This is a genomic window from Chryseobacterium sp. HR92, from assembly GCF_045689405.1.
Lineage (GTDB): Bacteria > Bacteroidota > Bacteroidia > Flavobacteriales > Weeksellaceae > Chryseobacterium > Chryseobacterium viscerum_A.
This window is the reverse complement of the sequence record NZ_CP139139.1, coordinates 4,140,968-4,154,464: the sequence shown is the minus strand read 5'-3', so window position 1 is coordinate 4,154,464 and position 13,497 is coordinate 4,140,968. Positions and strand designations below refer to the sequence as shown.

Annotated in this window: 8 protein-coding genes; 7 read left to right on the top strand and 1 reads right to left on the bottom strand. The window is 35.4% G+C overall.

Annotated elements, in window-relative coordinates:
* The 3 genes from SFA27_RS18680 (at nucleotide 1) to map (ending at nucleotide 7,832) form a co-directional block, all read left to right on the top strand.
* Nucleotides 1-2,805 (top strand): hypothetical protein, encoded by a 2,805-nt coding sequence (locus SFA27_RS18680; protein WP_407294199.1) that lies wholly within the window; start codon nucleotides 1-3, stop codon nucleotides 2,803-2,805.
* 5 nt (nucleotides 2,806-2,810) lie between these two features.
* Nucleotides 2,811-6,107, top strand: coding sequence for a DUF6443 domain-containing protein (locus tag SFA27_RS18675; RefSeq protein WP_407294197.1), 3,297 nt, complete (start codon nucleotides 2,811-2,813; stop codon nucleotides 6,105-6,107).
* 960 nt (nucleotides 6,108-7,067) lie between these two features.
* Nucleotides 7,068-7,832 carry a type I methionyl aminopeptidase gene (map, locus tag SFA27_RS18670; RefSeq protein WP_407294195.1) on the top strand — a complete coding sequence of 255 codons (765 nt, stop codon included), beginning with the start codon at nucleotides 7,068-7,070 and terminating at the stop codon, nucleotides 7,830-7,832.
* A gap of 276 nt (nucleotides 7,833-8,108) precedes the next feature.
* Here the strand turns inward: map and SFA27_RS18665 are convergent, their stop codons facing one another.
* On the bottom strand, nucleotides 8,109-8,696 hold the full coding sequence (locus tag SFA27_RS18665; RefSeq protein ID WP_407294193.1) for an FMN-dependent NADH-azoreductase: 588 nt from the start codon (nucleotides 8,694-8,696) through the stop codon (nucleotides 8,109-8,111).
* A gap of 133 nt (nucleotides 8,697-8,829) precedes the next feature.
* On the opposite strand from SFA27_RS18665, the gene SFA27_RS18660 reads away from it, so the two are divergent.
* From SFA27_RS18660 to SFA27_RS18645, 4 genes are all read left to right on the top strand, one after another.
* Nucleotides 8,830-9,375: a Crp/Fnr family transcriptional regulator gene (locus SFA27_RS18660; protein WP_052184535.1), complete on the top strand. Its 546-nt coding sequence runs from the start codon at nucleotides 8,830-8,832 to the stop codon at nucleotides 9,373-9,375.
* Nucleotides 9,376-9,505: 130 nt separating this feature from the next.
* On the top strand, nucleotides 9,506-10,645 hold the full coding sequence (locus SFA27_RS18655; protein WP_407294191.1) for an alpha/beta hydrolase: 1,140 nt from the start codon (nucleotides 9,506-9,508) through the stop codon (nucleotides 10,643-10,645).
* Nucleotides 10,646-10,792: 147 nt separating this feature from the next.
* Nucleotides 10,793-12,325: a M20/M25/M40 family metallo-hydrolase gene (locus SFA27_RS18650; RefSeq protein WP_407294189.1), complete on the top strand. Its 1,533-nt coding sequence runs from the start codon at nucleotides 10,793-10,795 to the stop codon at nucleotides 12,323-12,325.
* Between the two features lie 369 nt (nucleotides 12,326-12,694).
* Complete coding sequence (locus SFA27_RS18645; protein ID WP_047373639.1) at nucleotides 12,695-13,390, top strand: hypothetical protein; 696 nt, start codon at nucleotides 12,695-12,697, stop codon at nucleotides 13,388-13,390.
* Nucleotides 13,391-13,497 lie beyond the last annotated feature (107 nt).

The window sequence follows — 13,497 nt, the reverse complement described above, 5'->3', positions numbered from 1 at the left end:
ATGTTTAAGAGAATTATTTTAATTTTTATTTTCCTGATTTTTAATTTGGGAAAATCTCAGATTGAAAGGAACTACGGGGATACCGCTCAGCCTGTGCCTTCAGCATCATCCTTTTCATCGTATGTAAATACCCCTGTCTCATTATCTACCGGAGTTCCCAGCATTGGAATCCCTTTATTGTCATTACCAACGGGAAATAAAGACTTTGAAATTACTACCTCACTAAGCTATCATCCCTACAATACAGGGCAAGATAAGCCGGCTAGTGAAGTAGGTCTTGGCTGGTCATTATTTAAAAGTGGGGCTGTCATTTCAAGGATAATTAATGGTTCTGTAGATGAGTGTAACTATGATGCTACGAAATCAAGTTATAAAAAGAATTTATTTGATGATATTTACTACTATGATTTACCTGGTAATTCAGGAAAGTTCAAATTTGTCAGAGATACCATTAACAATACTTTTACAGTGAATAATATTTCAGGAAGTAATGTTAAAATAGAATATACAAGAGATTCCAATACAGCGACGCTTATTCTAAACTCTTTTAAAATAACCGACAGCAAAGGATTTAAATACGTATTTGAAGATTACAGTATAGCAAGATATGATACAAGCTATAAAGGCTTTAATTACAAATCTGCATTCTATTTAACAAAGGTGATCGATGAAAATAACATTACAATAGCCACTTTCAACTATCAGAAAAATAGTAAAAATGTAGGTACTACCATTATCCTCCTTTACCAGAACTGTAAAATGGAAAGTATTACTACTTCCTATGGAAAAATCACTTTTGAAAATATTTATACAGGTATTGGTGATGATGATCCTTATATTGTAAACAGCCTTAGTTTATTTGATATATCATCTCATCTTATTGCTAAATACAGATTTGATTATCAGAGTTTTTCCAGTCCTACTTATCCAACCAATGTCAATCAGGGAAAAAGAACACTGCGGTCAGTTCAAAAACTAGATAAGAATCAATCTGTAATAGAAAGCCGAAATTTTACTTATGACGAAGTTGGATCAGAAACTAATTATGGTGCTTCTCCAAACCCTAATGAATATGGAAATTTTCTGTGTCCTGATAACACAAAAAATAATCCCAAAACCTACACATTAGGCTTACTCAAAAAAATGACTTTACCAGAAGGCGGATATGTTGTATATAATTTTGAAGCTAATGAAGTATATGAGAATAAAAGTAACCCCCAACTTAATACAAATCAGATTACCGATCCTGCTTTACAGTATTTAAATACTGCTAATACAGTAAATTACAATACAAATAACAGTAGAAGCTACACATTCCAGATCTCAACAACAAAAAGATTTTTTATTAAGCTTTTGATTGATGAGGTTTACGAAATCATTAATATCCATGGCAATATTATTATTCCTCCAACCTATAAATTATTAAGATCATCAGGAAGTGAGGTTACAGGAGCGGCCAATGGCTGCTCAGAAAATGTGAAATATTATGATTTAACGCCAGGAACCTATACATTCCAAATCAGTGGGAATGGAAACGGAAGTATTCAAAATTATACAATCACTAACTTATCTGCTCCCTATAAAAACACTTCTCAATCAAAAACAGGAGCCCGCATTGCCAATATAAAATATTATGATGCAGATAACACCGTAAAAAAAGCGATGTCTTATCAATATGATTTATTTGATAACAGCGGTTCAAGTGGTAAATTGTTTTCCGGTGAAGTATGCAATGAGGAAGCTGGAAATCTAAATGAAACAATATTATATAAAAATGTAAGAGAAATATATGAGGGAACTTCGGGGAATCTGGGCTATAGCCAATATTATTTTAAGACTCCGGATGACTATACAATTACTGTCAATCTCTATAAGCCTTATTATAATATTACTTCTACAGGCCTTTTGACGAAAAAAGAAATGTATAATCAGCAAAATCAGATGCTTTCCAGTGAAAGTACAGATTATGTGCTTGATGAAATCAATGGGGTACAGGAATATATTATCTGTGGTTTTTATAAATCTAAAAGCGCATGGTTAAAATCAACTACAGTAACATCTAAAACATTCTATGCCAACGGAAGCAGTTTGGAAGATCGTACTGAGACAGTTTTTAACGCTTCTAATTTTCAACCAGCTTATACAAAGAATATTTCTCCTGAAGGAAAAATTACTGAAAAAAGTATAAAATACCCTTCTGATCTGTCGAATACCCGTTTGATCAATGCCAATATGCTTTCTGTTCCTCTTCTTTTAGAAACCAAGATAAACGGAAGCATCACCAGCAAAGGAGAAACAAAATATGATTCTGCTGAGTACCTCAATCCCTCCTCTGTTGTTACCTATGATTTGAAAAACCTGGCACCTGTTACAATAATGACATTTAATAAATATGACAGTAAAGGAAATCTGGTGGAAATAACAGGAAAAAATGGTATTCCTACTACTACAATATGGGGATATTATCAGACCCAGCCTATTGCCCAGATTACAGGAGTTACTTACAGTCAGATAGCTGCTCTGCCATCAGTTCTTGCTGCAGTAAATGCATCTAATGCTGATGCCGATAATCCTGCCAATGAAGCATCCCTGTTACAAGCTTTGGAAAACCTTCGTAGAGATCCCGCATTACAATCTAATCCGGTTACAGTTTATACTTATGACCCGTTGATTGGTACCACTCAGACTATTTCTTCTAATGGTGCAAAAATAACTTATGTATATGATGAAGCTAATAGATTAATAAAAACTATTGATTCTGACGGGAAAACACTACAGGAATACCAGTATAACTATAAACACTAATACCAATGAAAAGAATTTTAAATATATTAAGTATTTTATGGATATCAGGACATTCTTATGCACAGACTCTGAATGCTACAACTACTGAAAACTATGTATACACCAAAACCTGTCTTGACGGAGACTGTATCAAGAAGACAGAAGCAATACAATATTTTGACGGACTTGGAAGAACAAAACAAACAGTAGGAATCAAAGCAACTCCATCCGGAAGAGATATCGTTAATTATATTGAATATGATGAATTTGGAAGACTCGCGAAAGAATATCTTCCGATTCCGCAAAATAGCACACAGAATGGAGCTTTTTATTCAAATCCGCTAGCCAATGCTCCTTCAGTATTTGGGCAGGAGAAAATCTATTCCGAAAAAAAGTTTGAAAATTCTCCTTTAAGCAGAGTTGACAAGATAACTCCTTTAGGAAATGATTGGGCACTGCATCCTGTACAGATGGCATATAGTGCGAATATTGCCGGAGAGGTGAAAAAATTTACGGTTATCAATTCCTGGGTAAATGAAGCCACTTCTTCGCAACTGATTGAAAATGGGACTTACAGTGCTAATCAATTGATGAAAATTTCTAGCACAGACAGTGATGGCAATACCACAACTGAATTTAAAAACACCGCCGGGCAAACCCTCCTTGTTCGTAAAAATGATGGAACACAGAATGTAGATACTTATTACGTTTACAATGATTTTGGAATGCAGATCTTTGTTATTACTCCATTAGCTGCTACAACCACAGTAGATCAAAATGCATTGGATAATCTCTGCTATCAATATCGTTATGACAATCTCGGAAGGCTGGTAGAAAAGAAACTACCTGGTAAAGGCTGGGAGTATATGGTTTATAATAAGGCTGATCAGCTTATTCTAACCCAGGATACTGCCCTTAAAGAAAAAGGACAATGGTTCTTTACTAAATATGACCAGTTTGGAAGGACCGTTTATACTGGAATCACAAATAACGCTGCCAGCAGAGTATCGATACAAAACAGTGCCAACGCCAATGCTAATTTATATGAAACAAGGACTGCTACAGCAGGATTCACTTTAAATAGTATGCCAGTATATTATACTAAACTTTCAACTCCTACCGGTGTTACGCAGGTCTTAAGCGTTAATTATTATGATACTTATCCGGTAGGTTCGCCAGCAGTTACCAATGTATTCTCCCAACCTCTTCTTACGGATGATCCTGCTCAGGAAAGGACAACTAAAGGACTTCCCACAGCTTCTTTTGTAAAGAATATAGAAGATGACAACTGGACGAAGAATTTTATCTGGTATGATACCAAAGGAAGAAACATCGGTTCAAGAAGCAACAATCATTTGGGAGGCTATACTGTGATCAACAATAAGCTTGATTTCGCCGGAGTTGTCCTTCAAATCAACACCTATCACAGAAGGCTCGGTACAGATCCTGAAAAGGCTGTTGTAGAAAAATTCACCTATGATTCCCAGAACAGGATTCTCACCCGAACCCATCAGGTTGGCAGCAATCCTCTTGAATACCTGTCTCAGAATAAATATAATGAACTTTCCCAACTGGAATCTAAGAAAGTGGGTGGAATAGCTGCAGCTTCTCCTCTTCAGACTGTTGATTATACCTACAACATCAGAGGCTCACTTATTAAGATCAATGATCCTGTTAACCTTAATGGTAAATTATTTGGATATGAATTGAAATATCAGAATCCTGATAATTCTTCGTATAAAAGATTTAATGGCAACATTTCTGAAGTAGATTGGAAAACGTCTGTAGATAATGTTCTGAAAAGGTATATTTATGCTTACGATCCATTAAACAGGCTTATAGCAGGATATTATCAGGAGCCTACAACTTCTGTTCCGGTTAATCATTTTTACAATGAAGAAATAGCATATGATCCCAACGGAAATATTACCCGGCTTCAGAGAAATATGAAAGGAAATAATAATTCATCAGAATATATAGATAATATTTATTACACCTATTCAGGAAATAGACTTACTTCAGCTTCCGATATAACACAGAATTTTAATGGTTATCCAACAGGAGGAAATCAAATTGGTTATGATAATAATGGAAATATGATTAACCAGTTGGATAAAGGAATTTCTTCCATCCAATATAATTATTTAAACCTACCTAAGCAGATTACACAAAACTCTAAAGTCATTAACTATTATTACAGGGCAGATGGAGTTAAAATTAAGAAATCAGGACCAGTAGGATCAAACATTGATTATCTTGATGGGTTTCAATATACGGAAGGAAGCATAAAATTTGCTCAGACTTCGGAAGGTTATTTCAATTTTGAAAATAATAAGTACATTTACAATTATACAGACCATCTGGGAAATATAAGATTAAGTTACTATAAAAATGAAACCGGAATAGAGATCCTTGAAGAAAGTAATTATTATCCATTTGGTTTAAAACATGGAATAGCAAATCCATCCGTAGGAAATCTAAATTATAATTATAAATACAATGGAAAGGAACTGCAGGAAAATGGAATGTATGATTATGGGGCAAGAATGTATATGCCGGACCTTGGAAGATGGGGAGTGACAGATCCTTTAGCGGAAGCATTTAGAAGATTTAGCCCTTATCATTATGGGGCAGATAATCCTGTTATGTTTACAGATCCGGACGGGATGAGAAATGTACCGTATGATGGAGGAATTATCAGTAATGTTCCTGAGGGCTCATATTGGTTTGCCGGTATGAACGGAAGTTTTACGCCTGACTATGTAGAAAATTCTGGACTTGGTAAACGAACTGGCGGGGGGGCTCCACAAACTTTTGGAGAAACACAAACTTATAAAGATATAATGGCTTATCTTAATGATCCTGAGACTAACTATTTTAAAGAAATTGATTTTACAGAATTTAGTTCTGATAAGGGAGGACCTGGGGATAAAGAAAAAAGTCAACAAAAAGTAACCCTTTCAGGGAAAAGTAAAAATTTTACTGGGAAATTTTCAATATCATATGATTATGAAGTAAAAGATGGCAAAACTATAGTTTCTGATATTAAAATGCATACAAACCTTAATGATAAATGGAGTCCACTTGATTCGTGGAGTGAAAATGTAAATGGGAGTATGGAGGAAGAGCCTATTTATACAGTAAGAGGAAATTATATATTTTTCGAAACTTATGGAACTTTGAAATTATTAGACTTTTCATTTTCTAAAAACGGAGTTTCAGGAGGGTTTTCAATTTTTGAGTTCCCATATAAATTTACTGGATATGTTAATGTAAATGATCCAAGTAATTCAAATGTAAACATTAAAGCAATTAAACCTTAAAATATGAGATTATTAATAAGTTCTATAATTACTTTCATAGTAATTTATCTTGTGATATTTTTTGTCATTAATGTAGTATTTAATTTAGACAATACCAATTTAGTGTCACTTGTTTCTATTGTATTATTTAGTGTAATATATATTTATTATAGGTTTTTTCATAAAAAAACTAATAAAGAATAATATAAATAATTAATATGTAATATGTTCTGATAGTAAATTAGAGTATTGATTTCAATACTCTAATTTTAAAATATGAGTAAAGCTAGCTTCGATTATAGAGGTGAGTTTTGCAAAAAACAACAGGCGCTCCTGAAATTATTGATACCAATTCCCTGCTGGTGCATTCTATGACAAAAAGCAAGTGAAAAATGTTAAAATTTTAAGAAGCAAACTTACAAGTATTCACAAAAGGAGTATTGTGCGATATTACAGCAAATACCCGGCTAATAATTTTACATTTCTCCCCGCTGGCGCGAGCGTCTCGCTCGTGTCCTTGAATAAAATAAAAAACCACTGCTTTTGCAGTGGTTTTTGTTTTAAAAAGTCCTCGTACATCCTATCAAAATACCATAAACCACTTTATAAACACCCGTCAGCCACCTGGAAAGTACCTCTAGCCACTATAGTAAGTATCTTCAGCCCCTTTATAAAGTGGCTGGACCCCCTTCGGAACAGCCTCCAACTACTTCATTAACGGTCTCCAGACCGTTCTATAAGTACCTTTACCCACTTATCAAAGTGGCTGGAGACCGTTAATGAACACCCTTTAGCCCCTTATATAACAGGATATACCCCCTTACTCAAGGGGGTAGAGGGGGGGGTGAAGTGGGGAGAAGGATATTAAAGTACCTGATAATTTCATTTTTCAATACACGAGTTTTAGGAATTAAAACAAATCGTATCAGAATATTTTAATTTCCTAACTTTGTAGTTCTCAATAACAATCAAAATAAAACTATGTCAATCACTAACGAAGATCAGATGATCGGAATGCAAAAAGTAAGTGAAGCTGTTGCCTATACTTTGAAAAAGATGATGGAGTATGCTGAACCAGGTATGACCACAAAAGACCTTGATGAGTATGGAGCCAAAATACTGGAAGATTTCGGGGCAAAATCTGCTCCTTATCTGACCTACGGATTCCCAGGCTGGACATGCATCAGCGTGGATAATGAATTCTGTCACGGTATTCCTACCGATCAGAGGATTTTGAAAGAAGGTGATCTTATCAATATTGACGTTTCTGCCGAACTGGGCGGATATTGGGCCGATAACGGAGGTTCTTTTGTCATTGGAAAAGATATTCATGGACATCAGAAATTGGTGGAGGCTTCCAAAGATATTTTAAGAAAAGCTATAGACAATATAAAAGGTGGTGTGAAAATAGCAGACATAGGACATTTAATGGAAACAGAAGCGAAGAAAAGAGGTCTTAAGGTTATTAAAAATCTTGCCGGACATGGTGTAGGCAGAAGTTTACATGAACAGCCTGATGAATTACTGAACTACAAAAACCGTTTTGATTCCAGGCGTTTTAAGAAAAACTCTGTGGTGGCTATTGAAACTTTTATTTCCACTGATTCCAATATTGCAGTAGAATTGAAAGATGGGTGGACAATGGTAGGAAATAAAGGCGGCTATATGGCTCAGCACGAACATACCATTGTAATCACTGATGGAAAACCTATCATTTTAACCGAAATGAACGGAATTTTGAATTAAACTAAGATTGTTTATCTCATAGTAAGTAAATCGCAAAGGATCAATGTTTTATCCCAAGTTCCTTGCTGAAAATCTTTGATTTTCTTGCGCCTTAAAAACGTATCAGAATAAAAAGCCATTGCGCCTTTGCGTTAAAAACAAAATAATAAGCATCATTAAAATCACAAAGCTTCATCAATCAACTTGTTGATTCCTTCTTTGCTTCCTAATATTCAGTATTGCCAATAGAAACCTTTGCGTTTAAAAAATCTACTTTATATAATTCATTTACATTGGTTAAAAATCTTTCAAAATACCTTCATAATCCGCTGTAAAACCATTTTCCATAGTCCCTTCAATACGATAGGTTTCCACATCTGTAATTCCTGTATAACTTCTGAAAACATCTTTGAGATAAGCAGAAATATAATCCGGAGCCCCATTAATACTTCTTCCGCCAGAAGCAATCGCGAGATATACTTTTTTATCTTTAAACTGTCCCACACGATTCCATTGTTCATCAAAAACATAAGTAACCCCTGCCCGGATCAGCTGATCCAGCCATGCTTTCAAAGGAGTGGAGAGCCCCAGATTAAACATAGGGGTTCCAATGACAATAATGTCGGCTTCACGTACTTCATCCACAATTGTATTGGCATACGAAAGAAGCTTTTTGCTTTGTTCATCATACAGTTCCGGATGTTTATAAAACTCATGGATGGACACTTCATCTGCATGAGGCGGTGTATCTTTCACCAGATCACGTACCCTAATTTGACTAATAGCGTTTTCCTGAGAGATTTTTTCAACGATCGCTGAACTCAGCCCTTTACTATAAGACAATTCTCCTCTTGCACTGGAAGTAATGTGCAGAATATTCTTCATAATATAAAATTTTTTCTTCATGACGATCAAAACTTATGGAAGGGGACAAAAAATTAAGAATAATTGTTCAAAAGTATATTGATGATAAATAGTACCTTTAAATGATCATTGTCAGTTGTAAATAGAATCAGTTATGATCAGCCAGAAACATTCCAAAGCCATTGAAACCCTTACTCAGGTATTTGAAGCTCATATCTATCGAAAAAAAGAAATAATAGTAGATGTGGAGCAGGTTCACCGCGATTTATTTTACATTAGAAAAGGAGTTGCCCGTATTTTCTATTACGATGATAAAGCGATGGACCATACCCATTGGATCAGTTCGGATGATCATTTTATTGGCCTTTTTTCAAGTATATTGTCAGCGAAACCGGTACCATTTGGAATTGAAGTGATAGAAGAGAACAGTGAGATATTTCGTTTACCTTATCAGAAGCTGTTGGAATTAAAATCAAAAAATCAGGAAATACAACAGCTGATGGAAGATCTCTTTACTGAAAGCTTAATCACCATGGGGGGTAGGCTGATAGACCGTCAGATAAAATCTACAGATCAGCGCTACCATGATTTCGTAGTTTCACATGCAGATTTACTTCAAAGAATTAATCTCGGATATATTGCCGGATATCTGGGAATGACCCAGCAGCAGCTCAGTAAAATAAGAGCACAGCGTTCCTGATTCTTTTTTAATCCAGATTAAAAGAAAAGCTAAACTATCAACTTAATTTCGATGAAAATTAAGTAATAAAGGCATGTCTGTATAGAGTAAAAAGTGCAGGCATCTTGTTTTTCACCAAAAAATAATCATAATGAAAAAAGGAACGTATCAATTACACGGTGAAGCCAATTTTAACTTTCAGTTGAACCGTACCCTAATGTGGGGAGGAGGAGATTTGGAAGAGCTCAGAAGTATTGCTCCGACAATCCGTACAACGGAAGATTGGGTAAGGGAAATGAAGACTCTTGCAGAAAGAGCAGAAGCCACTCAGCAGAGATCCAAAGCAGTTGGATATTATAGAATGACAGAATTCTTTGAAGCAGACGGATCACCGGACAAATCAGAACTTTACACCAAATCGAAATCCCTGTTTTACGAAGAATATAAGGAGATTTTTAAAACAAAAATCAGAAGAGATGAGGTAGAATATGATAATGGAAAACTTCCTGTTTGGGTAGGTTTGCCAGGAACAGAAGTGAAGGATACCATTATTATTCATGGAGGAAATGATTCTTATATGGAAGAATTTCTTCCATTGGTTCAGCAGTTTTTATCAGAGGGAATTGCTGTTTATCTTTTTGATGGTCCTGGTCAGGGTGGAGCTTTAAGAGAATCTGGAATTTATTATACCCATGAATGGGAAAAGCCTGTAAAAGCTATTTTAGATGCTTATCAGCTGGATGATGTGACTATTATCGGATTATCTTTAGGTGGAATGCTTGCTCCAAGGGCTGCTGCATTTGAAAACCGGATAAAAAGAGTGGTAGCATGGGGAATTATACCTGATTTTTATGAAGTAGTATTGAGTAAAGTGCCTGAACAGCTAAGACTGTTAATGGATCTTGAAGAAAAAGATCAGGTAAACACTTTAATTCAGGCTAAAATGAAAGTTGATCCTTTGATAAAATGGGCGATTCAACACGGAATGTTCAGTATGAATGTAGATACTCCGTACGATTATCTTCAAAATACCAGAAAATTTGAAATGCAGAGTATAGGGCATCAGATTACTCAGGACTTTTTACTGCTGGGCTCTAACGAAGATCATTTTATTCCTGTGGAGATGTACAAAAAAGTGATTGATGCTTTGCCTAATGTAAAATCACTCAGCTATAAAATGTACACGAAAAGTGATTCTGCTGAAAACCACTGTAATATTGGAAATACAGAACTTGTCTTGGGTGATATTATTCACTGGATACTGCGGGTAAAAAATAAATTCATATCATAAATTTGTGTTAGCATTATAAAGGCTGTTTCTTCTGAGACAGCCTTTTTAGTTAGCTTTAAATAGAAAGCAAAGCCGTTTTAAAATTGTTAATGATCAAATACTTTGCTATATTTATAGGATCAAACCACCTCACAAAACTTATCTGCTATGAAAAAAGTTCTTTTAATCCTTTTGGGAATCATTGTTATTCTGGCTGCTGTAGTATTGATTAAAACCTACACCTATCCATTTAAGAAAAATAATATCGGAGCAGGTGAGGGATGGAAACCTATCAAAAATGATTCTGCAGTTATGAGGCTTTCCGGAGGTATAAAAGTTCCAACTGTTTCTACAGGTAGTTTAGGGGAATTTGACTATGCACCGTTTGATCAGTTTAAAACTTATTTAAAAACTTCTTACCCCTTAGTCTATCAGAACACAGAAAATATTGAGGTAAACCAATATGGGCTCGTGTTCAGGCTTAAAGGAAGCAATCCTGCTCTGGAACCCATTTTATTTCTTTCTCATATGGATGTTGTTCCTCCAGGAGACGCTGATATCAAAAATAATGAAGAAAATATATTCCGGCCGGATGATAAGCCACTGGAACCCGTTTCAAAAGTGGCGGAAGACTGGGATTTTGCTCCTTTTTCCGGAGCTGTTGCCAATGGAAGGATCTATGGAAGAGGAGCAATAGACATGAAAGGAATGCTGTTCTCCCTAATGGAATCTATGAATTCTATGATTAAAAACAAACAGATTCCGCAGCGTGATATTTATCTTGCTTTTGGTTTTGATGAAGAAGTAGGCGGGCAAAAAGGAGCTATTCAGATTGCGGATTATTTTAAGAAAAAAGGATTAAAGTTCGATGCTGTTTATGACGAAGGCGGATTGATTATGCGAAAAGGAAACGTTGCAGGGATAGATACTGATGTGGCTGTCGTTGGATGTGCTGAAAAAGGCTTTCTTTCCGCAAAAATAAAAGTAAAAGGACTTGGCGGGCATTCTTCTATGCCTCCTATGGAAAGTGCCATCGGGAAAGCCGCGGTTATTATGCAGCGTTTGGAAGATGATCAGATGAAACCTGTGATCACTCCGTTGATCAAAGAATTTTTTAATAATATAGGAGGTGAAATGCCTTTTACGACAAGAATGGCCCTGGCCAATCAATGGCTTTTAAAACCAGTTCTGATTTCACAGCTCACCAAAAACAATACAACCAATGCATTGGTAAGAACAACCACAGCCCTGACGATGATGAAAGGCAGCGACGGAACCAATGTGCTTTCTCCTGAAGTGGAATTTGTTGTTAATTTCAGATTACTTCCCGGAAATTCTGTAAAAGATGTACGTAATCATATTGCAAAAGCGACCGAAGGTTTCGACGTTGAGGTGGAAGAAATTGACAATACAAGAGAAGCCTCTGCGATTTCTCCTACCAATACAAAAGCCTTTAAGATGATAGAAGCCGGAGTGAAAGAAATACATCCCGCAGCGATTGTTACTCCATATCTTACCATGGCAGGAACAGATGCCGGGAAATATGAGATCGTAAGTAAAAATGTTTACAGATTCATGCCGATCAAAATCAACAGTGCGGAACAACAGAGTATCCATAGCACCAATGAATATCTCAGTATTGAAAACTACCTGAAGATGATTCATTATTTTGAATACATCATGAAGAATTATGACAAATAAACGTCAATGATGAATGGTCAATTCGCTACGCTTGTGATTTAATGCATATAACTAAATTTTTATATAAAGTGAGCATATTCTTAAACGCAGTGTTCGCAAAGCTTTCTATGATGTTTATTTTTTTTGATTGCAGAGGCGTTTCACTCAGCAATGTATACACTAAGGTCTTGGCTGAACGAAGTTCCCTTGCGAACAAAATATAAAACGTTACCCAACAAACCTTGCGATCCTTAGCGTTAAAATCATATTCACTATTGACTTTGCGAAGCAAAAATTGACTATTGATCAAAAATCTTTTTACAAAAAATATATTGCGTCAAGTTTTGACGCATTACGGATATAGCTTTGTCATATCAAAATTACAGAGCTATGGAATTGCCATTTTACTTAAACTTTAACGACTTTGAAAGTAATTATTATGATAACCTTGAAAAATGGTTTGAAGAGTATCATAACACCAGCGAAACAGATTATCTGAATGCTCTTGCTGAGCTTTACCGTCCGTATGTTTATTATAATTTTACTGATGATATGCTAAAGCCGGATGCTTCCATTGAAGTGAAAGACTGCTTTTTTCCTTATCATGAAAAAATCGGGATTTCTTTCTGTATTGATTGTGAAAACGGAGCTTTACCAGCCAATGGCATGAATCAGGTTTTTGAATTTAAAAATATTTCCATGATGGAGTATGCCCAGCATATTCTGGATAAGATCAATAAGTTCTGTTCAAAAAATGCACATGCTCTGGACGGTACCAGAAATATTCAGGATTATATTAACAACTATACTATTATTACCTCAATGGAAGGAGTAGGGTATTGTATCAGCTACAACCGTCATCAGAAAGCAATTCCTTTTTTAAAAGCTTATCTTCCGTATTATGGCCAGACAGTCAATATGGCAATATACAGAGATTTTCTTTTTTCTGTTGTCCAGATTGCTGAATTCATAGATCAGAAACTGAAAACGGTACATGCTTTTAAACAGACCATTTACGCCCGTTCAAAAGCAGAAGCGAAATTCAATGTGCAGTTGAGCCGGCAGTTTTTGACGTTGTGCAACTAAAATTTTACACCAAACATTCATACTTAATTATATTGCGGAAAAACTTATGTTTTTCAATCAAAAATCCCGGTCAGCAATGATCGGGATTTTGTATTTAAATTCATTTA